Origin of the sequence: Rhizobium sp. BK538 (assembly GCF_014197575.1) — a bacterium.
Taxonomy (GTDB): Bacteria; Pseudomonadota; Alphaproteobacteria; order Rhizobiales; family Rhizobiaceae; genus Rhizobium.
In genome coordinates, this window is the sequence record NZ_JACIFT010000004.1 from 176147 (window position 1) to 198711 (window position 22565).

General features: G+C 58.3%; 20 protein-coding genes and 1 pseudogene. 7 read left to right on the forward strand and 14 right to left on the reverse strand.

The window, feature by feature from the left end:
- The 4 genes from FHX09_RS06515 (at position 1) to FHX09_RS06530 (ending at position 6613) form a co-directional block, all read left to right on the forward strand.
- The gene (locus FHX09_RS06515; protein WP_184449548.1) at positions 1-2052 is read left to right on the forward strand and encodes an alpha-L-fucosidase; all 2052 of its coding nucleotides are present in this window, start codon (positions 1-3) and stop codon (positions 2050-2052) included.
- Between the two features lie 139 nt (positions 2053-2191).
- Complete coding sequence (locus FHX09_RS06520; RefSeq protein ID WP_132588942.1) at positions 2192-3226, forward strand: LacI family DNA-binding transcriptional regulator; 1035 nt, start codon at positions 2192-2194, stop codon at positions 3224-3226.
- Positions 3227-3263: 37 nt separating this feature from the next.
- The gene (gene ugpC, locus FHX09_RS06525) at positions 3264-4358 is read left to right on the forward strand and encodes a sn-glycerol-3-phosphate ABC transporter ATP-binding protein UgpC (RefSeq protein WP_132588941.1); all 1095 of its coding nucleotides are present in this window, start codon (positions 3264-3266) and stop codon (positions 4356-4358) included.
- Positions 4359-4363: 5 nt separating this feature from the next.
- Positions 4364-6613: a glycoside hydrolase family 95 protein gene (locus FHX09_RS06530; RefSeq protein ID WP_183719357.1), complete on the forward strand. Its 2250-nt coding sequence runs from the start codon at positions 4364-4366 to the stop codon at positions 6611-6613.
- 212 nt (positions 6614-6825) lie between these two features.
- On the opposite strand, the gene FHX09_RS06535 is transcribed toward FHX09_RS06530, so the two are convergent.
- The 4 genes from FHX09_RS06535 to FHX09_RS06550 all read right to left on the reverse strand — a co-directional run bounded on the left by FHX09_RS06535 (position 6826) and on the right by FHX09_RS06550 (position 10849).
- Positions 6826-7368 carry a hypothetical protein gene (locus FHX09_RS06535; RefSeq protein WP_132588939.1) on the reverse strand — a complete coding sequence of 181 codons (543 nt, stop codon included), beginning with the start codon at positions 7366-7368 and terminating at the stop codon, positions 6826-6828.
- 12 nt (positions 7369-7380) lie between these two features.
- Positions 7381-7653: a hypothetical protein gene (locus FHX09_RS06540; RefSeq protein ID WP_132588938.1), complete on the reverse strand. Its 273-nt coding sequence runs from the start codon at positions 7651-7653 to the stop codon at positions 7381-7383.
- A 206-nt stretch (positions 7654-7859) separates the two neighbouring features.
- Positions 7860-9176 (reverse strand): HlyD family type I secretion periplasmic adaptor subunit, encoded by a 1317-nt coding sequence (locus FHX09_RS06545; protein WP_132588937.1) that lies wholly within the window; start codon positions 9174-9176, stop codon positions 7860-7862.
- Complete coding sequence (locus FHX09_RS06550) at positions 9173-10849, reverse strand: peptidase domain-containing ABC transporter (protein WP_348632813.1); 1677 nt, start codon at positions 10847-10849, stop codon at positions 9173-9175. Before FHX09_RS06550 ends, FHX09_RS06545 begins: the two co-directional genes overlap by 4 nt.
- A 1005-nt stretch (positions 10850-11854) precedes the next feature.
- On the opposite strand from FHX09_RS06550, the gene FHX09_RS06555 reads away from it, so the two are divergent.
- Together FHX09_RS06555 and FHX09_RS06560 are read left to right on the forward strand one after the other, a co-directional pair.
- Positions 11855-12436, forward strand: a complete 582-nt coding sequence (locus FHX09_RS06555) for a L,D-transpeptidase (protein ID WP_132588936.1) — start codon at positions 11855-11857, stop codon at positions 12434-12436.
- 162 nt (positions 12437-12598) lie between these two features.
- Entirely contained in the window at positions 12599-13444 is an 846-nt protein-coding gene (locus FHX09_RS06560; protein ID WP_184449550.1) for an inositol monophosphatase family protein, read from the forward strand.
- On the opposite strand, the gene FHX09_RS06565 is transcribed toward FHX09_RS06560, so the two are convergent.
- The 8 genes from FHX09_RS06565 to FHX09_RS06600 all read right to left on the reverse strand — a co-directional run bounded on the left by FHX09_RS06565 (position 13435) and on the right by FHX09_RS06600 (position 20228).
- The gene (locus tag FHX09_RS06565) at positions 13435-14286 is read right to left on the reverse strand and encodes a glycerophosphodiester phosphodiesterase (protein ID WP_184449552.1); all 852 of its coding nucleotides are present in this window, start codon (positions 14284-14286) and stop codon (positions 13435-13437) included. The genes FHX09_RS06560 and FHX09_RS06565 overlap by 10 nt on opposite strands.
- Positions 14279-15358, reverse strand: coding sequence for an ABC transporter ATP-binding protein (locus FHX09_RS06570; RefSeq protein ID WP_184449554.1), 1080 nt, complete (start codon positions 15356-15358; stop codon positions 14279-14281). Before FHX09_RS06570 ends, FHX09_RS06565 begins: the two co-directional genes overlap by 8 nt.
- 37 nt (positions 15359-15395) lie before the next feature.
- A complete protein-coding gene (locus FHX09_RS06575) occupies positions 15396-16220 on the reverse strand; it encodes an ABC transporter permease subunit (protein WP_132588932.1) in 825 nt (274 codons plus the stop codon).
- Positions 16220-17098, reverse strand: a complete 879-nt coding sequence (locus tag FHX09_RS06580; protein ID WP_246699396.1) for an ABC transporter permease subunit — start codon at positions 17096-17098, stop codon at positions 16220-16222. Before FHX09_RS06580 ends, FHX09_RS06575 begins: the two co-directional genes overlap by 1 nt.
- Positions 17099-17109: 11 nt before the next feature.
- Positions 17110-18255, reverse strand: coding sequence for an extracellular solute-binding protein (locus tag FHX09_RS06585; RefSeq protein WP_184449558.1), 1146 nt, complete (start codon positions 18253-18255; stop codon positions 17110-17112).
- A gap of 136 nt (positions 18256-18391) precedes the next feature.
- Positions 18392-18859 (reverse strand): MEKHLA domain-containing protein, encoded by a 468-nt coding sequence (locus FHX09_RS06590; protein ID WP_184449560.1) that lies wholly within the window; start codon positions 18857-18859, stop codon positions 18392-18394.
- Between the two features lie 776 nt (positions 18860-19635).
- A complete protein-coding gene (locus FHX09_RS06595; RefSeq protein ID WP_132588928.1) occupies positions 19636-19932 on the reverse strand; it encodes a DUF982 domain-containing protein in 297 nt (98 codons plus the stop codon).
- 98 nt (positions 19933-20030) lie between these two features.
- A complete protein-coding gene (locus FHX09_RS06600; protein WP_165933053.1) occupies positions 20031-20228 on the reverse strand; it encodes a hypothetical protein in 198 nt (65 codons plus the stop codon).
- Between the two features lie 726 nt (positions 20229-20954).
- Here FHX09_RS06600 and FHX09_RS29680 point away from each other — a divergent pair.
- A pseudogene (locus FHX09_RS29680) lies at positions 20955-21077 on the forward strand (NTP-binding protein); the annotation flags it as partial.
- Between the two features lie 389 nt (positions 21078-21466).
- Here the strand turns inward: FHX09_RS29680 and FHX09_RS06605 are convergent.
- On the reverse strand, positions 21467-21766 hold the full coding sequence (locus tag FHX09_RS06605; protein WP_132588926.1) for a DUF982 domain-containing protein: 300 nt from the start codon (positions 21764-21766) through the stop codon (positions 21467-21469).
- 70 nt (positions 21767-21836) lie between these two features.
- On the reverse strand, positions 21837-22313 hold the full coding sequence (locus tag FHX09_RS06610) for an Hsp20 family protein (RefSeq protein WP_132588925.1): 477 nt from the start codon (positions 22311-22313) through the stop codon (positions 21837-21839).
- Positions 22314-22565: the final 252 nt, after the last annotated feature.

Sequence of the window (22565 nt, forward strand, 5' to 3'; positions counted from 1 at the left end):
ATGCCCAAGAATACGAACAAGCCATTGCGCTACCGCCAGATCCATCTCGACTTCCATACGTCGGAACACATCCCAGGCATCGGCGCCGATTTCGATCCGGACGCCTTCGTTTCGACGCTGAAGGACGCGCACGTCGATTCCATCACGATTTTCGCCAAGTGCCACCATGGTTGGTCCTACTACCCGACCAAGGTCGGCAAGCCGCATCCGCAACTCGCGCGCCCGGATCTCCTCGGGGAGATGGTGACGGCTCTCTCGGCAGCCGATATCGAAAGCCCGATCTACATCTCCGTGCAGTGGGACGAGCTGACAGCACGAGAGCATCCCGAGTGGCGTGCGATGAACGCTTCGAACCGATACCAGCACGCAATCCCGACAGATCCTTCGGCGGGCAAGCAACTCAGCCCCGCGTGGCATACGCTCTGCCTCAACCATGCGGGACTGCGGCACTACATCCTCGAACAGGCGCGCGAGGTCGCCCGGCTCTATCCGACGCAGGGTCTCTTCTTCGATATCATTCTGACGCCGGACTGCGTTTGCTCCGCCTGCGTCGAGCGCATGCTTTGCGAAGGCCTCGATCCGGAGAACCCGGACGACCGCCTCAAGAACGACGAAGCGGTCAACGAACAGTTCCGTAGCGAAACGAGCAAGGCGCTCTTCGAGGAGTTCCCCGGCCTGCGCGTCTTCTATAACTGCGGCCACATCCACAAACAGGGTCCGGGACGGTTCGTCACATATTCCCATCTCGAACTTGAAAGCTTGCCGACCGGCGGCTGGGGTTACGACCACTTCCCTTCGAGCGCTCGCTATGCGGCGACGCTTGGCATGGACTTCCTCGCCCATACCGGCAAGTTCCACACCTCATGGGGCGAATTCGGTGGCTTCAAACACCCTGACGCACTTGAGTACGAGTGCGCGCAGATGATCGCGCTCGGCTCCAAGTGCCTGGTGGGCGACCAGCTTCACCCCAACGGGGCGATCAACCCCGACACCTACGCCTCGATCGCGCCAGCCTACCGTCGCGTCGAGAAGCTTGAGCCCTTCCTCGAAGGCGCCAAGCAGATTTCCGAGATCGCCATCCTCTCGGCCGAACATATGAACCCGCGGGGCACCCGCAATCATCCGAGCGACGACGGCGCCGCGCAGATGCTGCAGGAATTGAAGCGTCCGTTCGACGTGCTGGACCTGTCTGGTCGCTTTGAAGACTACCGCCTGCTGATCCTCCCGGACGAGATTCCTGTCGACGCCGCGCTCGCCGCACGGCTGAATTCCTATCTCGCCAGCGGTGGCAAGATCCTCGCCTCCTGGCATTCGGGCATCGGGGAGGACGGCAGCTTTGCGATCGACTTCGGCATAGAACGTGATCCGACGCCGGTTGCTTTCAAGCCGAGTTACGTGAAGGCGAAAAAGGACCTGGATCCGTCGATGCCGGAAACGGCCTTCGTCTTCTATGACGAGGCCGAAACGGTGCGTGCAGCCGGAGCTAACGTCCTTGCGGGCATCTATCCGTCCTACTTCAATCGCTCCTACAGGCATTTCTGCTCGCACCAGCATGCGCCGGACGATCCTGATTCCGCAATGCTGGGTGCGGCGGCGACGGAGCACAACGGAGCGGCTTATGTCGCCTATCCGATCTTCCGTCTCTACCGGGCCATGGGACAGCCCCTCTACAAATACCTTGTTCGTGGCCTGATCCATCGCCTTGTTCCCAATCCCGCTATGGTCACCGACCTTCCCTCATCCGGTCGCGCGACGCTGACGCGCCAGGTCGAGCATGATCGCCATGTTCTCCATCTTCTGTACGGCCCGCCGCAGATTCGCGGCAAGGAGGTCCGCGGTGATGATGGTTCGAGCCGTGTCATGGAGATGATCGAGGACATCCCAGCGATCGGCCCTGTCACCGCCACAGTTCGCCTGCCGACGCGGCCAAGGCGCGTCTTCGATGCGATGACAGGCGAGGACGTTGCGTGGAACGATACGGGCGACGGCGCTGTCAGCATTACGGTTCCGCGTCTGCGCATCCACAGCGCGGTCGTATTTGAAGGCGCTTGATGCAGATCGAGGCGACGGGACCGTCCAACTTCGCTCTTGCTGCCTGCAATACTGGTGGGCGGCAGGGCGCTGGGTTATACGACGGAAAGCGCCCGGCCGGGCGCCAATTCCCACGAACAAGTGCAGGAGCCCGCACGAAATGCGAGATACGGACCAGATTGCCGGAAGGAGACGAGGAGCCACGATCATCGACGTCGCCAAGGCGGCGGACGTCGCGATCGGTACGGTGTCGCGATACCTCAACGGCCAGCCGATCCGTCGGTCCAACCGCGAGCAGATCGAGCAGGCGATCCAGGCCCTCGGATATCGGCGCAACGCCGCAGCGGCCTCTATCCGCACCGACCTGACGCACATGATCGGTTTCCTTGTCCCGACCTTCGACGAATACCATGCCCGAATTTTGGAACATCTCGCCAACTCCGTGCGCCAGACCGGGCGAGCGCTGTTGACCTACTGCCACAGCGGTGACCCGCGCGTCGTCGCCGAGGCGCTGGACTTTTTCGCGGCTCAGCGGGTCGACGCGATCATCATGGACGGCACGGCGGAAGTTTACGACCGCGTCGACGATCTGATCGAGCACGACGTGCCGATCATCTTCTACAACAACGATGTCCGCGGCCTCGCCGCCGACCGCGTGATGGTGGAGAACCACCGCGCAAGCCACCGCATGATCAGCCACCTGATCGACCTAGGCCACACCCGCATCGGAATGCTGGCGGGCGATCCGCGGAATTCCTCGGGCATCGAGCGGCTTGCAGGTTATCAGCAGGCCCTACGTGACCGAGGTATTGAGCCGGATCCCGCGCTGACGATGCGCGCGAACTGGAAGGTCGAAGGCGGCTACGAGGGGGCGAAGCGTCTGATGTCGCTGGAGAACTCGCCGACCGCTATCTTCTGCGCGAACTATGGCATGGCAATCGGCGCGCTGACCTGGCTCAAGGAGAACGGTCTGAATGTCCCCGGCGACGTCTCGCTCGCGAGCTTTGACGATGTCCCGATTTTCCGGCTTTACGAGGCAGGTATCACGGCCGTCGCACAGCCACTCGCCCGCATCGCAGAGACCATCACGAATATTCTCGTGGAGCGTCTGACCGAAGAGCCGACGGGCACGACGCGCAACGTCGCGCTGGAGTGCGACATCATCCTGCGGGGTTCGACGCGACGGATCAACTGACGTGCTCGACCCGCTAACCGGTTAAAGGGAGGAAGCCTTGGCCAGCGTAGAACTGCAGAACATCGACAAGTCCTATGGAAGCTTTCAGGCGATCGAAGGCCTGAACCTGAGCGTCGAAGACGGCTCGTTCACAGTGTTCGTTGGTCCCTCCGGCTGCGGAAAGTCGACGCTCCTGCGGATGATCGCCGGGCTGGAGGAAATATCCGCCGGGGACCTGAGGGTCGACGGACGGCGAATGAACGACGCCGACCCGATCCAGCGCGGCGTCGCTATGGTATTTCAGAACTACGCGCTCTATCCGCATATGACCGTCGAGCAGAACATCGGCTTCTCGCTCCGCATGGCGGGGATGGCCAAGGCGGAAATCAATAGGAACGTCGCTTCGGCGGCCGCCACCCTGCAGATCGAGCAACTCCTGAAACGCAAGCCGGCGCAGCTTTCCGGCGGCCAGCGCCAGAGAGTGGCAATAGGTCGCGCGATCGTCCGCAATCCCGCGGTGTTTCTTTTCGACGAGCCCTTGTCGAACCTCGACGCCGAACTCAGGGTTTCCATGCGCGTCGAAATCGCCAAGCTGCACCGTCGCATCGGCGCGACGATGATCTACGTCACCCATGACCAGACGGAGGCGATGACGCTCGCCGATAAGATCGTCGTCATGCGCGCCGGCAAGATCGAGCAGGCCGGCACTCCTGACACGCTCTACAGTGATCCGGACAATCTCTTCGTCGCCGGCTTCATCGGTTCGCCGCGCATGAACTTTCTCGATGGCCGACTTCAAGCAGACGGTACAGTGAAACTCGATTGCGGTGCGGTTTTCGGAACTGGCCTACTTGGCGGCGGTGTCGAGAGCCCGGTCAAGGTCGGCATTCGACCGGAGCATTTCACCGGCCAGGACGACGCCGGTGGCGCGATCGACATCAAGGTTGACGTCGTCGAGAACCTGGGTGGAACACGTTTCATCTACGGCACGCTAATATCGGGCCAGCCCGTGATCGTCGAAGATCGTTCAGAAAGGACGCTTCGTCCGGGCGAGACGGTGACCGCAGGCTTTCCGGTTCGGCGAGCCCTGCTCTTCGACGCTGACGGAGTCCGCGTTCGCGACGCCCAATCTGCCAATGCGATACCAGCATAATGATCATGACGGACAACCTCCTGTGGTACGACTCCCCTGCCCGGCTATGGACCGACGCTCTGCCGCTCGGCAACGGCCGGCTTGGCGCGATGGTTTTCGGCGATCCGCTGTCCGAGCGTCTGCAGATCAATGAGTCCACGTTTTGGGCTGGCGGCCCATACCAGCCGGTAAATCCGGAAGCGTTCGACCATTTGCAAGAGGTGCGCGAACTCGTCTTTGCCGGTAGCTATGCGGAAGCGGAAGCGTTGGCGGAGAAGCATCTGATGGCTCGGCCAATCAAACAGATGTCCTACCAGCCGATCGGTGACCTTCGCATCGACCTTCTGCATCCGGATGGTGTCACCGAATATCGCCGGACGCTCGACCTCGACACGGCGACAGCGACCATCTCCTACGTGGCTGGTGGAACAAGGTTTGTCCGCGATGCATTTGTTTCGCCTGTGGACGGTATTCTTGCCCTTCGGCTTTGGGCCGACCGGCCCAACTCGGTGAACTGCCGAATATCCCTGAATAGCCCTCAGCAGGGGCGGTCTGCGGTGAATGGAGCTGAAGGACTGACGTTCTCTGGGACCGGCAAGGCCGAGATGGGAATTCCTTCAGCCCTCCGCTTCGCTTTCGGAATCAGGGTCGTCAGCACCGGCGGCTCGATCGCTTCCGCCGACGGCTCACTCTTGGTGGAGGGCGCGGCCGATTTGCTGATACTCCTCGACGCCGCGACGAGCTTCAGGCGTTACGACGACGTCACGGGGGATCCGGACGGCGACGTCGCCAGGCGGCTCGCACGTGCGGGCCAACGCAGCTTCGACGCGCTGCGCGAAGCCCATGTCGCCGAACATCGGAGGCTGTTCCACGGGTTCTCGATTGATCTCGGCTCCACGCCGGCGGCCTCCCTGTCCACCGATCGCCGCATCGAAGGATTCGCTCAAGTGGAGGATCCCGCGCTCGCCGCGCTCTACGTCCAGTTCGCCCGCTATCTCATGATCTCCTCCTCCCGGCCGGGAACCCAGCCGGCTAACCTGCAGGGAATATGGAACGAAGAGACCGATCCTCCCTGGGGCAGCAAGTACACGGCCAATATCAATCTGCAGATGAACTACTGGCTGCCTGGACCGGCCAATCTTCCTGAATGCATCGCTCCGCTCGTCGAGATGGTAGAGGAACTTTCGGAAACGGGGCGAACGACGGCACAAGTCCATTACCGCGCCCGTGGCTGGGTGCTGCACCACAACACCGATCTGTGGCGTGCAACGGGACCGATCGATGGCGCACAGTGGGGGCTGTGGCCGACCGGTGGTGTGTGGCTGATGACCCAACTACTCGATCTGTGCGACTATCTCGACGATCCGGACAAGATGCGCCGGCGCTTGTTTCCAGTGGCCAAGGGCGCGGCCGAGTTCCTGTTCGACGTCCTGATCCCAATGCCCGGTTCTGACTACTTGGTGACGAATCCTTCCCTCTCTCCGGAGAACGTCCATCCCCATGGCGCCTCGATTTGCGCCGGCCCTGCCATGGACAACCAGCTCATCAGGGACTTCCTTAGCCTTCTACGGCCTTTGGCGGTCGAGGTGGGTGGAGAGGACAAACTCGTTTCAGAGATCGACCACGTGCTTCCGCGTCTTGCTCCCGACAGGATCGGTTCTGCGGGCCAATTGCAGGAATGGCTCGAGGACTGGGACCTGCAGGCGCCGGAAATCCATCACCGGCACGTCTCCCATCTCTACGGCCTCTATCCGAGCTGGCAGATCGATATGGACAGGACTCCCGACCTCGCCGCGGCAGCCCGACGCTCCCTGGAAATCCGCGGCGACGCCGCAACGGGATGGGGCATCGGTTGGCGCATCAATCTTTGGGCGCGGCTTCGTGACGGCGAGCACGCGCTCGATGTGGTCAAGCTCCTTCTTCGTCCGCAGCGCACCTACACCAATCTGTTCGACTCTCATCCGCCATTCCAGATCGACGGAAACTTCGGCGGCGCCGCCGGTATCCTGGAGATGCTTGCGCAGTCGCGTCCGCACGAGCTCCGCCTTCTTCCGGCCCTTCCAAGGGAATGGCCCGTCGGATCATTGATCGGCCTCCGCGTTCGGGGCGGTATGACGCTCGATCTCCACTGGAAGGACGGACGACCGACGAAGCTGAAGCTCTCGGCGCCCCGCGATGTCGAAACGATTGTCCGATTTGCCGATGCGCGGCAGAAAATCAAGCTCTCAGCCGGCGCGGCCGTCGAGATCGACTGCACGGCGGAGCTGTTTCGGTAGACCGAGACCAAAAGGGGGCTGAGGAGCATCGCGTGTTCCCGCCAATCTGGTCAGGATCGCCCGAAATCCGTTCGGCGCAACGCAACGGCAGCGACATTGAATAACCAACATCTCAAAGACCGAATCGCGCCTATCGATCCGCACACCAACGCCGTTTCGAAGAGCATTTACCGCCTGCGAAAGGTGAGGCGGTTACGCCCCACCTCTCAATTTTAGTCTTGAGCCTCCGTAGAACCCCAAAGGCCCTGCCAATTCTGTTCGCCAACCATGGCGCCCAAAGCGAAGCAAATGGGTTCGCCGATCAAACGTACGAGTTTGCCCGCAAAATTGGGCTCTGCTCGCATACCCATCTGATATGCCAATTCCTCAGCGCGTGCTTTGGCAATCGGATACATGATGGCTTCCGCCACGCGGGATTTCCGCATCAAGCGGACATAGGGAATTGCCCAAAAGTGATAGCCGCGGATTGTTTGTGCCGAGAGGTTCTGGAACGTGAATGAAAGATCGGCCTTCCAGACATCACGCTCGAGCATGCCCTTCTTGAAGAAGTGGGTGCAAATCACACGACTGGAGCTGCTGCTAGAGCCGCCATACGTCTTACCGCGAGCGTCGTAGTTGGAGTTATAGGTCTTACCGTTTCGGGTCAGCTGACCACTTTCTCCGTAACCGTGGATACGGTTGCCATTGCCGTCATATGTGCCGTTACCTGTACGGGACTCAACGTTGGTTGACTGACGGCGACCATTCAGATTCATAGATATTCCCTTCTATTTGCTTGATCGCATCGTGCACTGATATTTTCGCTTTACGCATGCGATTTGAGGCGTGGAGCATTCAGCCTCTCCATCCACGACCGAGCAGAATGAGCATTGATCATTCATTTCCAGGCAGTCCGGATTGGCCTTTATGAAATCTTTCATGCTTTCGGTCTGTTCCTGCGCCCCTCCTTTTGGTTTGGCTGCGTCGGCCGCGAAGACGGGCGATACATTGACGGCTGCAAGCAGGACCAAGAGGGCAATTTTGGACGATACACGTTTCATTGAGAGGCTTCCTTCGTAGGTATGTTTCAACTCGGAAAAGTTGAATTATGTTAAAGTAGCTAATCCCAATGGAGCATGAATAAGCCTCGTTCTGCGCAACCAGAGCGATTCTTTCAATTTCTGTTCATCTGTCAATTGGAAAATGCCCTTATAAGTTTAGTTTTTTAGATTTTCGCGCAAAATGGATACAACTCCTAATAAGACTATTAGCGTTCCCCAAATGCGTCCTGAAGAACTTTAACGATAGGATCAAAGAAATAGCTAATGATCCGTCGGTCGCCGGTGATAACATCGACTTTGGCTGTCATGCCGGAAGTAAATTTGAGCTTCTCATGGCCCACGACAATGTACGCCCGCTCCAGTCGAAGCCGGGCAGCATAAATCCATTTTCTTGCAACGGGATCTTCGCGGGCATCGGCACCCACAGCACTGACGTTCGCGTTGACAATCCCAAATCTCTCGGATGGAAATGCGTCGAATTTTACGTAGGCTTTTTGTCCGCGAGATAGAAAACCGATATCGCGGTTGTCGAAGAAAGCTTCAATCTCCAAGGGAGAGCTTTCCGGGACCAAACGCATCACGACCGTTCCCTCATCGAGGAAACCACCCACCGTAAAAGTGGTGAGGTTCTCAACCACACCGTCAATTGGGGCGGTAAGCGTCATGTTTCGAAGGACGTTCTCGGCGGCATTCAGTTCGGCCTGCAGACTTGCGATCGCGTTGGTCGAGTCATTGAGCTGCTTTCTGTACTTCATCAAATTCGATGACACGAGCATCTGACGTTCCCGTCGGTTTGATTCCTCTGCCGCCGCCAATTCCTCGATCGTGCGTTCGGCCACCGTCACCTCACCCTGTGCGGCAGTAGTCTGACGCAGCCGGTCGAGATAGTCCGACCGGCTGATGACCCCTTGTCTTTCCAGCGACGCAACAGACCTGAATTTGTCGGAAACAATATTTGAGTCGGCTTTGGCATTCGCCAATCGTGCCTCGGCCACTTTCCGCGAAAGCACGAGTTTGCGCCAATCGGAATCAAGCTGACGGGCTTCGTCCCTGATAGAGTTCAGAGTTGCGACAGCCAGCGCTTCCGCAGACTGCTGCGATGCGTCTGTCAGGCCCGCAACGAACGAAACAGGTTCTGTCACGTCTTCCAAAGAAAACGTATCGCCCACACTTAGCGGGGCAAGGATAGCCGATGCGACCGCCTGCTCTTGCAGCGCGTTGTCAAGATTGACCCGGACGCGCCGCACATTGCTTTCCGCGTCCGCGGAATCCAACATGATTAAAGGTGTTCCTGCCTTTACAAAATCACCTTCGCCGACCTGGATGTTGGTGATTTTGCCTTTGTAGGCAGATTGGATCGACTGCACACGAGAGACGGGAATAATTCGGCCTTCGCCCCGCGCAACAATCTCGACCCGGAAAACCATGCTTCCGATGATCACGAGAGTGAGTATCGTCAGCAATGTCCATCCTGTTGCCCTGACGGTTGGTGAGACCGGTGCGGCTACCGTATACGTCGTCATGTCTGCTCTGTGGGGGGCTGTCCGGCGTTTGCCAGATCGATAATGGTGACGTCCGATCCGAGGAGATCCGGACTGTGTGTGATGATGACAAGGGTCATCATCGACCTTAGGTTATTCAACGTCTCTACGATAATTTGCGCTGAAGCTTCATCGAGTGCACTCGTCGGTTCGTCCAAAATCAGAACCGCCGGCTTGGGAATCAACGCCCTTGCCAACGCGAGCCGCTGGCGCTGGCCTCCCGACAAATAACGTCCTCCCTCTCCAACCTGGTGCTCCAAACCGTTGGGAAAGCTGCTGACAAAACGCTCACAGCCACTGCTTTTGATCGCCGATATCAGATCCTCTTCCGATGCGCTGCTATCCGCCATGAGCAGGTTCTCGCGGATGGAACCGGTGAACAGCGCTGGCTCCTGCGGCATATAGGTCACCTTCCGCCGTACGCTTGCAGGGTCAAAGTCGTGGAGCTCCTGCCGATTAATCAGTACCGTGCCGGCGTCGGCTTGATAAAGTCCGCAAATCAGCTTTCCGAGTGTTGACTTGCCGCATCCTGAAGGTCCCACAAGAAGCGTTGGTCGGTCGCCTGTAATGCATAGATCGTATGAACTGAGAATCGGCTGTTCAGGTGTGTAGGCGAAGGACACGGCTTCCAATTGAATTCTTGGACGCCCCTCCAAGCGGAGAAGCGGCCGTTCGTCCGCATTCTCGGCCGGATGATTAAGGAGATCCCCCAGGCGATATCGGGCAACTTTCAAGCCCAGCCAATGTTCCCAAACAGTCGACAGCGAGAGAATGGGCCCTGATATCTTGTCGGCCAGTAGGTGAAAGGCAATGAGCTCTCCCAGCGTGATCGTACTATTCAGCACAAGCGTGGAGCCTACGAAAATAATGAGTATCACTGTTCCGTTGCTGAGTACTTCACGTAGGGCGTCACTCAATAAGGTTAGCTTGGTCGTATCAAAACGCCGGGCTAACCCGTCGCTTAATGCAGCATGCAACGCATCTTCGTGGGCCGCCTCGGACGACATTGCCTTGACGGTCACAAGATTTCCAATCACTTCGACGAGGCGCGATTGGTAGACAGTCTCCGCTAGGAACGTGTCCTGCATGCGTTTTCGGATAAAGGGACCGAAAATGGCAAAGCCTGCTGCCTGCAGAGGCAACGCAACGACAACGATAAGCGTAAGCAACGGACTTATTGACAGCAGGGCGCCAACATAAACGAGTGCAAATAAGACATCGAGCACCACGCCACTGACGGTCGTGGTCAGGAACGCGCGCACAACGTCGATTTCGCCGATCCGCGCCAATGTTTCGCCTACCTGCCACCTTTGCAAGAACGACAATCTGAGATTCAGGACATGGTTTAAGATTCTTCTCGCGAATTCGGCCGTCAGTTGGTTGGCGACAAAGGCGCTCAGGTAGCCGACGATGATGTCCAATATAGCAACAAAGATCGTGGTTGCGACCAAAATCGCGACGATCAGCAGTAAAGTGGCTTCGCGCTGGAACGGTAGGACCCGATCAATTATTGCCTGAAAAACAAATGGTTGAACAATGCCCAGCAAGCGGATCGCGATAGCTAAAAGCATGAGCTCAGCCATCAGTGGCGAATAGCGAAATGTCGACTGGAAGAACCATGACAACGGAGCCGGTAGGCCCTGAGAACGATGCACTTAATTCCCCAATAGCGCGAGATATTTCAGAAAACAAGTATATCGGGAGTATGATGTTTCGTTAATCCGCGCAATAGGGTAGTCGAGCCTATCGCCAACAAGATGCTAACAATCCCCATTTGAGCATTTTCGGCCTGATAGCAAATCGGGGATGTCGACACGATCAAGGCAGACTGGAAGGTCTCGATCCGGCGCGCGTGTGTGCGCTCATGATCATCCTCCGTGGAAAAGCGAGACGAATTGTCAAGCTCCGCGGCGAGCTTGCATAGGATCTATAACGAGTTCCGGCCACACAACGCGATCGGCAACAAGGTGCCGATTTCGCTCATGAACGGCTCATCGGCACCCCCGCCGAACTGAGCCTTAACCCCGGAAAATTCCAGCTCCCGCTGGCCCAAATTCGGGGTGCACATCAGGGACCGAATAAGGCTAATAGAATGTGCGTGGAAATATGGGTAGCAGTTCAACGGCCTTATCAGCGACTGCCTTGAGCTTTTCCGTTCAGCGGCGCTCGAGGCATGCATCGGAAGTGCGAAACAACGTCACCGAGTACCCCCGCCGAGCGCGCGGTTTGCGACCTCATGAGCTGCGATCGCCATCGGCACCCACTTTATCTTGCGTGAGTTTTTCTCGGGAAGATCAGGGGCGCCGGGAGGCACCCTATCCCAATCCAGGACGACGATGACGTCGAGGTCCCCGGCCTCCGGATTGAAACGAGCCCCCCATCATTGACCGTGCTGCCGAAGAGATAGGCTCCAATCGGCTTTGGGGATTCCAAATCCGACGACCCATTCGGAGAGAATGACCTGCAGTTCGTCGATGATCGCCGGGCGCTGAAGCACTGAAAGACCTTTCGCTGTTTTAGCAGGATAAATCAGAGAGATAGGCCGGCGGCGAGGCGGTCACATCATCTTGCGCTTTGCCCCCATAGTCAGAACAACGGTCGCCACAATGCCGCCATAGATTTCGAGGCTATCTTGCTTGTAAAACAAGCGGATAGCTGAAATGAAACTCCTGGCTCTATTTGCAACAGCGCTTTTGCTTATTGCCTTTCAGGCTCAGGCCCAGATTTACGGACCGTATGACGACTACGGCGATTATGGCTACTATGACCCGTATGGGCCATATGGCCCCCCACCCGACTATGGCGAGCCAATGCCGGAGCGCCAACGCCGAACGAGAAGCGGCGGGGGAACAATTGTCATTGCCACGCGGGAGCACACGCTGGTCTATACGACGCCTCGAGGCGAGCAGCTCGCCTATCCGATTGCTGTCGGGCGCGAGGGAAAACAATGGTACGGTACGACACATGTCACGTCGAAGCGCAGACATCCCGAGTGGCGACCGACGGCGAGCATGCGCCGGAAGAACCCGAGGCTGCCCGTAGTCGTGAAGCCGGGGCCTTCCAATCCGCTCGGTACACGCGCCATCTATCTTGCCGACGGCTTGCTGCGTATCCACGGTACCAACGACCCATCTTCCATCGGCACCAACGCATCGAGCGGATGTTTTCGCATGTACCGGGAAGATGTCGAGGAGCTTTACGATATGGTCCGACCGGGAACCCGTGTGATCGTCCAGCGGTGATACTGCCAAACCCACGTGTCGGGCACATAGAGCCTCGATCGCCAAGGGCTGTCTGGCGTCTGGACGCTCTTTGCCAATGCCACCGCTGCAGGAGAGCGCCAACGCTGGAGCCGGCGTTTTCGTCATCAAAGTTTCATACGAGCCTGCCATGACCTGACAACGATGTCGAATCCAAAACCCGCCGAATTCTCTCCTGCGTCCTCCCGCATCTCACCAACTGCCTCTCCGCGCCTGGCGGCATTAGCCGAAGCTGTTCTTATCGGAGGCGCTAAAGCGCGCTCATCGCTGCGCCGTCGCTTGGATGGCGAGTTGGTGGCAAAAGCGCAAAGGGATTATCAGACCGAGATCGACATTGCCGTCGAGCAGATCATCGTCGACGAAGTGAACAGGTCCTTTCCCTCCTACGCGATCAAAGGCGAGGAAGCGGTTGGCAACCGGAATGCAAAGGATGGCGTGCCTGTCATCTACATCGATCCAATCGACGGGACGACAAATTTCGCCTGGGGCATCCCGCATTTCGGCATGACGATCTCGATCGTCGAAGGCGCTGAGATCGTCGCCGGCGTCGTCTATGACGCAATGCTGGATGAGCTCTTCAGTGCGGAGCTCGGCGGCGGATCGTACCTGAACGGCGAGCGGATCGGGTGCGTGAGTTCCAAGGGGATCGAAGACGTTCTCGTCGGGGCTGGCTTGCCGATTCCGGGTCAACTCAAGGCCGTGCCCGAGGACGTCTATTTCAACGCGCTCAAGCGGTTGATGGCAACCACCGCTGGCGTGCGCAGGCTTGGTTCAGCGGCATTATCGATCGCCTATGTCGCCTGTGGCCGCCTGGACGGCTTCTTCGAGGATGGTCTCTCAATGCACGATTATGGCGCTTCCGCCTTGCTGGTGCACGAAGCGGGTGGCGTGGTTTCCGCTTTCAATGGTGGGCCCGTCACCTCAAACGGAGACATCCTTGCTGGCAACCGGGTTCTACACCCCTGGCTCGTTGAAGGCTTTCAGGCCTGATCTTCCATCAGAAGCCGATCCAGGCCGACCGGGTCATCCGTCGTGATCTGGTCAGCCTTCAGCTCGATAAGGCGCCTGACGCCCGGCAGGGCGGATGGAACGGCCGCGTTGATCGTGTAGGCGTCAACGACCCGTCCAGCATCATGAAAAGCACCGATCAGATCATAGCCGGACTGATCGGCGAAGAATACCAGGCGGCGATCGAGATAGATCATCCGTGCGCGGGGCACGGCGCGTTGAGCGTCAGCAACGAAGCCTGCGAAATCGCGGGTTTCCATCAACCTTTCGATAGCGCCACCGTGACATGGGTCGTAGCCGATTGCCATGTCAGGCACAGCCGTTGATAGCCGCGCGACGGCAACCGAATCGCCGCCTGAGAGGATGACGGTCCCCGCGACCGGCGAAATGGCTGCCGTAAACGCGGCAATGTCAACGTCGCGTATGGTGTTTGAACTCTCCTTGAGGTCAAGCTGCAACACAGCGCCAGGATCCCGGTTGATCTGAGCCAGAAGTTGCGCAAGATCGCCAAGCATCATGACCTTGTGCCCACTTGGCGCCCCGAAAGGATCCCGTAGATAAAGGCCACGCAAATAGGCCTCGGACGCCTCGCGAACCGAACCCGACCCTGTTGTCGCCGCGTCAAGGGTCTCGTCATGCAAAACAGCGAAGCCAACCCCGCCAAAGCGCACAAGATCGATCTCGACGCTTGCCCCGAGTTCCATACCTTCAACGATGCGCTCGCCTGTAAAGGAAATATCACCGGCAAAACGGTGGCCGCGGTGCCACTTCAGCCAGGTGCGATGCCCCGCTCTTTCAATTGCAATTCCGCGGCCTTCAAGCATGCCCAAACACCCGATCGTTTTGTCGAGCCGATACGGGGGCGAATTCGTAGACAAGCCGATTGTCGCGGAACGCCCTGAAGGCCGCGGCCACTGGCTCCACCGGCGCGCCCTTTGTCCAGTCGCTGTCGCTCGATGTCATTACCTTCAACCTTGTTCCGTCGGCGAGATCGACATCGACGACCTTATGGGTGCCAAAATCGATGCTGCGATGAACGATGCCGCTAGCTGCACCCTTCGTCACGGCAAGCGAGAGGGCTTCGGGCCGAACGGCAAGCACGACCTCGCCGTCTGCAACGGGAACCGGGAGCGCAAAGGCTGCATGCTGGCTCAAACCGCCCTTCACAGTCGTGCGAATGAAGTTCATCGAACCGATGAACCCGGCGACGAATTCCGTCTCTGGTTCTCGATAGATACGATCGGGCGGCCCGATCTGCTCGGTGCGACCATCACGCATGACGACGATCCGGTCAGCAAGCGCCAGCGCCTCGTCCTGCCCGTGCGTGACGAAGAGCGTGGTAATGCCAAGCCGTTGCTGGATATCACGCACCTCCTCGCGCAACCGCTCGCGCAAGTGCTGGTCGAGGCTTGCGAAGGGTTCGTCGAGCAGAAGGATCTTGGGTTCGAGGACAAGCGAGCGGGCAAGCGCTACACGTTGCTGCTGACCACCAGACAGCTGCGTGGTCATGCGTTTGCCGTAGTCGGCAAGGCCGACGAGCGCCAGCGCCTGTTCGGCGCGTTCCCGGATCTCTGCTCTCGGCAGGCGGCGAAGCTTGAGACCGAACGCAATGTTGTTGAAGACGTCCATGTGCGTCCACAGCGCATGGCTCTGGAACACCATCCCTGTCGGCCGCTTTTCCGGCGGCATTGACGTAACATCCTTTGCATCGATCAGGATGCTTCCCGCAGTCGGCGCTTCGAAGCCGCCAATCATGCGCAACAACGTCGACTTGCCCGAGCCGGAAGGACCAAGCAGGCAGACCAGTTCGCCGTCTTCGACATCGAGCGAGACATCGCGAACGGCATGGGAGGCGCCGAAGCTCTTCGAGACGCCCTTTATGGTCAAGCGTGCCATGTGAATCCCTTCCTGGCTTCATTCGCCGCAATGAGCCTCATGCCCCCAACCCCTTTGCGAAGGTTCCTGTGCCGACCACCCTGCGAGCAAACATGAGCGCGACAAAAGAGGGAACCCACAGCATCACTGAGAGCACGGCGCCGTATTGAACGACGATCTGATTGTTGATGAAGGTGACCATCAGCACCGGCATCGTTCGGATTTCCGGCGCTCCGATCAGCCATGCCCCCTCTGTTTCGTAGAACGTCCCGACAAAAGTCAGCAAGACGGCCGCTACAATCGTCGGCGCCGCTTGCGGCAGCGTAATCGACCAGAAGACGCGCAAAGGGGCGGCCCCGGCATCGCGCGCGGCCTCCTCCATCCGGCGATCGACGTTTTGGAAGGCAGCGACCGGAATCCAGATCATCAGCATCAAGGTTCCTACCAGCTGGATGAGGACGACGCCCCAGAACGTGCTGATCAGCCCGATTTGCAAAAAGATGCCAGCAATTGCGACCAAGAGCCCGAATTTCGGAAATGCATGCGAGGCGAGGAACGACAGAAAAAGGACATTCCTGCCCGGAAACTTCATGCGCGCGAAGGCATAGGCGGCGGGAAGACAAATGACGGCGGAAAGAATTGTCACAGTGGTTGCCAAGCGCAGGCTGAGGAAAAGGGCCTCCCAGACATCGGTTCGCGACAATGTCAGCGACCAGTAGCGAAGTCCGAATTGTTGCGGGATCACGAAGGGGTAGCGCCAGACTTCGCTGAAGGCCCAGGTTCCGACAACAATGAGCGGCAAAGCGATAAACAGCGTCAACAGCAATGCCAGCAAGGCGCCGATCCAATCCGCCTCCGCGACGGCAAGCCTTACAGGCTTCATCACACGCCTCCCCTGTTTCGGGCGATAGAGCGCACGTAGAAGATCCCGAATAGGAGGCAAAAGCCGAAAGCGATAACCGCTTGCGTCAGGGCGTTGACGGGGTCGTTCATGTCCGAGAACGTCCGCTGCATGAAGGGACCCATCATCTCTGGTGAAGCCGGCCCGAGAAGATAAGGGAGCGTGAAGGAAGAGAAGATACCGAGGATCGCAAAAGAGGTCGTGACGAGCAGCGAATTGCCCATTCGCGGCATGATGATCGACAAGAAGACGCGTAGTGGCGAAGCACCGACATCGCGCGCTGCCTCGATTGAGCTCTTCGGAATATTGCCCAACCCCGCCGTGAGCATCAGGACCGTGAGCGGCAGGTTGTCCCAGACGAGCCCAATGACCGGTCCCCATGGCGTCAGATAGGGGGATGGCAGCTTTGGTAATCCGACCGCATTCAGCAGCACGTCGACGGCGCCGTTTGGACCAATGGTGCGGATGAGCGCGTAGGACAGGATGATCGACGGCACGAACATCGGGAAGATGGCGAGCCCTTGCACATAGGCGCAGAGCGGCCCACGAGAAAAGCGAAGGTAGAGCGCGATCGGCAGACCGATGGCCAGCAGCAGAACGCCGCAAACCAGCGTCGTCCAAAGCGTGATCCAAAGATTGGCACGACTGTACTGGTCGCTGAAGAAGAAGCGGTAGGAGGCCAACGAAAGCACCGATGCTCCGTCCGGTTGGGCGACGAAGACCGTGCTCGCCACCGCCGACAGGATCGGGTAAAGGATCAACCAAGCCAGAAGAAGCACAGGCAGGGCAACCAACGGAAGCCCCACCCAGCCCTGCCCACTCGCCGGCGCGGAAAGCCGCGCCAGCGGCGGAAGTGTCATGGACCTGCGCATCAGGTGCGGCTGATGCCCGGCGCGACGTTGCGATACCAGCCGTCGTTGATGGTGGTTTCCCAGTCACCAGCCGGGAAGGTGGGGATCGTCGCCGGAATGACGTCCGCATACTTCTGGCGCAGCTCATCCGAAATGTGATCCCAGGAGACGCCGGGGAAGCCGCCGATTTCGGTGATGATCGCTTCCTGCATCTCCTTGGTCAGCAGGAAGGCCGCAAGCTTCATCGCTGCGTCTTTGTTGGCGCCATTCGAAAATATCGCCATGCGAGAAAAGCCACCGCAGAGCGCCAGGTCACCCAGCTGGACGAGGCCAGTCGTTTCCGGCAGCACGCCCTGAAAAATCGCTTGCAACACCTGGTCGGACCAGACTGGCGTCATTGTTACGACGCCTTGCGCAAGAAGCTGGATCGACTGCGTGTTTCCGGCCGTATAGGCGCCCTTTTCGTAAAGCGACGGCGCCAGATCGTTAAGAAGCGCCCAGGCTGGCGTCAACGTCTGGTTGGCGTAGTCGGCTGTGAAGTTGTCGATCGTGAACTTCTTCGGGTCACTGCCGTTGGCTTCATGAATTGCGCGGCGCACGAAGTTTCCGCCGGAACCGCCCTTATCGGGGCGGTTGTAGATGAACTGGCCCGGATTGGCCTTGATCCACGCCGAGAGTTGCTCCCAGCTCTTCGGAGCATCCTTCGGATCGAGCTTGGTCTTGTCATAGGCGAGCAGCACCTGCGATCCGCGATAAGGGAGAGAATACTTGCTGTCGACCGCCAACGGGTTGACGTGGTCAAACCCTTCGATGTTCTGCGCGGAGAACTCCACCCATAGACCGGCCTCCGCGCCAGCTGGTGGAAGGCGAGGATCAAAATGCTCAAAGATATCGGCTTGCGGATCCGTCTTCGTCTTTAGCGCCGCAAGGGCGCGGTCTGCAATCGCGCGCAAGCCAGTGTTGTCACCGGCGTCGGTGATCTTCACGACCAGATCCGGATGAGCCTTTTCGAAAGCCGGGCGAACGATGTTATTCCAGAAATCGATAATGTTCGCGTCCGATCCGCTGTAGAGATCGATCGTCGTTGTCGCGGCCGATGCAAGGCGTGGCAGCATCAGCATGCCCGCGGCTGCGGTGGTGGTGACAAGGAAATCGCGTCTGTTCATAGCCCTCTCCATTGGCTCGGATGTAGAAGGCCGTGCTACGCCTTAAGCGTAACAGAGTCATGACAGCGGGGCGATCTCAGCGATAAATTGCACAGCTGTGCAAGCCATTGTCGCGATGGCGGCGCAGTGAAGCCGATTAGACATCGGTCCAGTTGGAAAAAGCTGCTGCTTGGCCTCGCGACCTGCCGCGCTCATCAAGCAACTGCCAGACAATTCCATTCTCCATCCAGAAGTGTTTTCCAGACTTGGTGACGCGCAAGCCCCGGTAGTCCGCGACATAGCCTTGACGTTCGACGGCATCGAGAAGCAATTGCCGTTCTTTTCGATCCGGAGCCTCGGCAGACAAGCGCGACGGCAGCTTCGTGAACTCATCCCACGTATATTCGAAGCGCGTCTGGGCGGCGATATTGGCATAAATGAAGCGCGGATCAGGATCCGTATTGTGGACCAGAACGACAAAAAGCGCTTCACGATAGAGCCAGTCGGGGCCCTGCCCCGGTTGAACAAGCGCCTTGCCGACGAGCCGGTGAAAGCTATCGGTCAACAGCTTGAAGAACTCCAAGTCCGCAGCCAGATCGACTGGTTCAGGCAGCTTGCTTTCCACTCTTCATTCCACCGTCTGTAGATAATCGATGAACATCATCGTCGAATGAATTGTTAAGACCACCGAAGGGGCAGGACCACCATACGCCAAAGTGTGATCCGACAAGGATTCTAGGCGTCAAATAGCGATGAAGGCAACTCAACGGTTATTCGGTTCGGTTCTGCAAGACGCATTGCCACAGCTTCTCGCAACAGGGCAAAGCGGAGTTCCAACGCAGTGATCTCCGGTGACCTTGGCAGCATGGTCAATTCAGCTGCGAAAAGATCAAACTCCCTTCCCAGGGCGGTCTCATCAAAAGGTGGGTTCACGTGCTCACGACCGATAGATTGGTTGAAGACTCACTCAACCATGGACTTACAGCGAGCGCTGAGACTGCGCTTAACGCGCCTGTAGACATGCTGAATATCCAATTAACAAGCTCGCGCAGTGTAGAAAATTGGCACGAACGACGGCGCGCCTGCTCGGAACCCAACAATCTACAGAGCGACCTTTGGAACTCGCTGAACACCATCCCTTGCCTAGCCGCGGAGTTTGTCCGGCCAGCAATGGCTGGCCAGAACGGCGCAGGTCAGATGAATTAGGTCTCGCCCCGTCTGCAAGGCTTCAGGTTCTTGCCGGCAGGCACCGCGCGGCTGGGCACCCCACCCGTGCATGGGCTCGCAAGCCGGAGCTTCGGGCTGTAAACGTTCGTTGCGTGAGCACTACACTTACGGTCCCGTTCGATATCGTACAAAGAAGAGGGACGTAAGCAGAGGCGACGACCGCGATCTGTCAGTTCAAGTACCGCCGAGATTGCCATCGGACAACTGCTGGAAACGCGCAGGCACATCTTCGACGCTGACAAACTGCTCGTGGCTCTTCAGAAATTGCCTGAAACGCTCTTTCGCGACGGCGATTGGGCGTTCCCTGCAGGCGGCTTCCCGGACAACTTTCACGACCGTTTCGTAGGTCAAATCTCGCTTGCTGGTCGGCCATTCATCGAGAAAATCGAACACGTCGTCCAGGCCCGCGATTTCCTGGATAAAGTGCTTACGCTGCGCAAAAATCGGCGCATCAAACAAGTCAAGTGCCACTATATCTCTCCCTGGTTGGGCCTGTTTGGCAAACAGGAGTTATTGGCCGCCTATTGGAGCTCAAAGTCCCCTGCTGATAGCGCAAAGCGTTTCGGCATTCAGTGCGAAGTGATCGCACGTCGCTCATCAGACGCCAGGTGCTCTATAATCGCGCGCCGGATTTCGGTAACCGTGTCGAAGAGCCTGTTGTCCAGGCCGATGACATTGAACCGGACAGCGATGAACTTGAGGCGGTTCTCGACAGGAACCGCGATCCCAACTTCCTGACCGTTAAATACGACAGCTTGCTTTTGCATGACAAACCTCGGGCACGCCACACGGGAGCACCATCTTAGAAAAGTGGATAACGGATTTACGACGCGTCAGATTGCCGTCGTAGGTCGGTATCGGATCAAGACGAGATCAGGCGCTCGCTGCACCATTGCGAAGAAACGAAGTCGGACAAACAACGTCACCATCCTCCCTCAAGCGGGGTCAAACCACGGCTGAGTATCGTCGGCAAGGACCTATATTTCGGAACTCTTCTGCAAAAACGTAGTCGAGAAAATTCGAGCAAGCAACTGATTTTTGTCATTATTTAGCGTTTTAAATCGTATGACAATTACCGCAGGTGCGAAGTGAGAAATGACGTACGTTCGTCCGGTCTTATCGTCGCAAGGTTTGACGTTCTCCGCCATAGAAGGCGTCAACCACCAGGGACGGGTTCGTTCCTGCTCGGTTTTGGCTACCCATTCATTGGAGGCCCTAGCGTTGCTGCGCAGGACTGGCTCTCCGGCTTCGACGTTGTCAACCTCTGTGGCTTTTAGTTTGTGATTTCAAACCGACAAACGTCATACGGCGTGAGATCACGGCAATTGCGGCAGCCGCGAAACCCACAAAGCGTCAGCTGCGTGTGCGCAGTGCGCAACGCGCACGCTGCCCCGGCCGCAAAGCCGTACGAAGCCATGGGGCCACAAGCACCGGATCCCACCGAACATCCGGCACGCCCGAAGCGTCGGCTACCGGTGGAGGACTGGTAGCCCGTGACGGATCATCTGTTTGAACACGTGCGGCCGTATCTCGACCGCGATCGAGAGGAACGGATCGCTTGTATCCGCGTCCCGCGGTGGATCGAGCACGATGTCGCGACCGACGCCCATCGCCGCTGGAAGCCTTAGGCTGGCGGCACAGTGGAGATTTACCCCAATGCGCACTCGCACCGATAAACTCGAAGAACATCCTCACTCCGTTGAACCGTCGCGACCGTGGCGAAACGCGCGGCCGCCTTAACGAGTGCCGGGAGCGCGATCGTGCTTGATCTGTTTCGCGGCGGGTTAAAACTCTTCATGGCGATCGGTCGAATCGATCGCATAAAAGTCCGAAGCCCATGCCGCGAGGATCGTTCGCTTATCGTCGACAGGCAGAAAGTGCTGGCGCCCTTACCACATCGATTGGCCGTCGAAACAGCAGCCCTTGCGGCGCTAGAACTGTTTGCCCGATCGTCATGGCATTGCTGGCAGCCTGCTCCAACATGTTGTCCATCATCGGATTTACCTCAGCGTACGTGCGGATCCCTGTCCCGTCGCAGGCGAGACGCAACGTTGACGTTGGTTTCCGGAGCCAGCAGCTCGTGTTTCTCCGCAAAGGCGGCAAATAGGCCGCGGGCGGTCTCCGCTTCGATTTCACCGCGCAGCGCAGCTCCACACGCCTTAAGCGCAACTGAGTGCGCGTTATCTCTGAGCGCCGCCGGCCACTCGACGAGATGCCGGTAGGCGTCCATCACGCTGCGAACCTCCGCCGGAAAGCCGAGGCCGACAAGAATAGAAACTGGCTCTTTGAACATATCGGGTTTCATTACGCTCTCCTTCCCAACCCGCGATGTTGACGGGCGCCGCCGCCGCGACGCCCTCCTTGATGGGTTCTGCTTAAGCGGCCTTCTGCGCGTCGATCTGCGCGCAAGGAGCCGACGGCTCAACAGTCGGCGCAGTCTCGATGGCGATTTTCCGCGGCTTCATTTCCTCGGGAACCTCACGAACGAGATCCACGGACAGGAGACCGTTCTTTAGATCCGCTCCGTTCACCCTAACATGGTCGGCGAGCTCGAACCGGTGTTCGAACGGCCGGCCGGCTATGCCGCGATGAAGGTAGGCTTCGGCAGCCGCCTCCTGCTTCTTGCCGGCCACGATCAGAAGGTTGGACTGGAATGTGATGTCGAGATCGTCTTGAGCGAAACCTGCCACCGCTATCGAAATCCGATAGCTGTCATCGCCGGTCTTGACAATGTCATAGGGCGGCCAGTCGCTGATCGAGCGGGCGCGCTGAGCATTTTCGAGGAGATTGAAGACCCGATCGAAACCGACGCTGGATCGGAACAGCGGTGCATAGTCGTAGGATGTTGCCATAGCCATATCCTCCTTGAAGCAACATGGGTACGGAGCGCCGAAAGATGGCGCTTCCAGCAAGGCCAGCCCTATCCTCAGCGGCTGGCAGCTATCGATTTGGTTTTTGAGAATTTCGGATTCAAGGGCTGCGCCTGAGAAAAATTTGGGTGTCTTCAGTCCTAGCGAACCACTCGATCGAGCTCCTAACCTGCAGCTATATTCTGTATATCGCGCAGGCTTTCACAACAGGCGGGCGCAGATTGCCGCCGTCGG

What these genes read in the sequence shown, in the direction of transcription:
- FHX09_RS06515 (WP_184449548.1), top strand. Translation starts at nt 1, where the DNA reads ATGCCCAAGAATACGAACAAGCCATTGCGCTACCGCCAGATCCATCTC.
- FHX09_RS06520 (WP_132588942.1), top strand. Translation starts at nt 2,192, where the DNA reads ATGCGAGATACGGACCAGATTGCCGGAAGGAGACGAGGAGCCACGATC.
- FHX09_RS06530 (WP_183719357.1), top strand. Translation starts at nt 4,364, where the DNA reads ATGACGGACAACCTCCTGTGGTACGACTCCCCTGCCCGGCTATGGACC.
- FHX09_RS06535 (WP_132588939.1), bottom strand. Translation starts at nt 7,368, where the DNA reads ATGAATCTGAATGGTCGCCGTCAGTCAACCAACGTTGAGTCCCGTACA.
- FHX09_RS06540 (WP_132588938.1), bottom strand. Translation starts at nt 7,653, where the DNA reads ATGAAACGTGTATCGTCCAAAATTGCCCTCTTGGTCCTGCTTGCAGCC.
- FHX09_RS06545 (WP_132588937.1), bottom strand. Translation starts at nt 9,176, where the DNA reads ATGACGACGTATACGGTAGCCGCACCGGTCTCACCAACCGTCAGGGCA.
- FHX09_RS06555 (WP_132588936.1), top strand. Translation starts at nt 11,855, where the DNA reads ATGAAACTCCTGGCTCTATTTGCAACAGCGCTTTTGCTTATTGCCTTT.
- FHX09_RS06560 (WP_184449550.1), top strand. Translation starts at nt 12,599, where the DNA reads ATGTCGAATCCAAAACCCGCCGAATTCTCTCCTGCGTCCTCCCGCATC.
- FHX09_RS06565 (WP_184449552.1), bottom strand. Translation starts at nt 14,286, where the DNA reads ATGCTTGAAGGCCGCGGAATTGCAATTGAAAGAGCGGGGCATCGCACC.
- FHX09_RS06570 (WP_184449554.1), bottom strand. Translation starts at nt 15,358, where the DNA reads ATGGCACGCTTGACCATAAAGGGCGTCTCGAAGAGCTTCGGCGCCTCC.
- FHX09_RS06575 (WP_132588932.1), bottom strand. Translation starts at nt 16,220, where the DNA reads ATGAAGCCTGTAAGGCTTGCCGTCGCGGAGGCGGATTGGATCGGCGCC.
- FHX09_RS06580 (WP_246699396.1), bottom strand. Translation starts at nt 17,098, where the DNA reads ATGACACTTCCGCCGCTGGCGCGGCTTTCCGCGCCGGCGAGTGGGCAG.
- FHX09_RS06585 (WP_184449558.1), bottom strand. Translation starts at nt 18,255, where the DNA reads ATGAACAGACGCGATTTCCTTGTCACCACCACCGCAGCCGCGGGCATG.
- FHX09_RS06600 (WP_165933053.1), bottom strand. Translation starts at nt 20,228, where the DNA reads ATGCAAAAGCAAGCTGTCGTATTTAACGGTCAGGAAGTTGGGATCGCG.
- FHX09_RS06605 (WP_132588926.1), bottom strand. Translation starts at nt 21,766, where the DNA reads ATGAAACCCGATATGTTCAAAGAGCCAGTTTCTATTCTTGTCGGCCTC.
- FHX09_RS06610 (WP_132588925.1), bottom strand. Translation starts at nt 22,313, where the DNA reads ATGGCAACATCCTACGACTATGCACCGCTGTTCCGATCCAGCGTCGGT.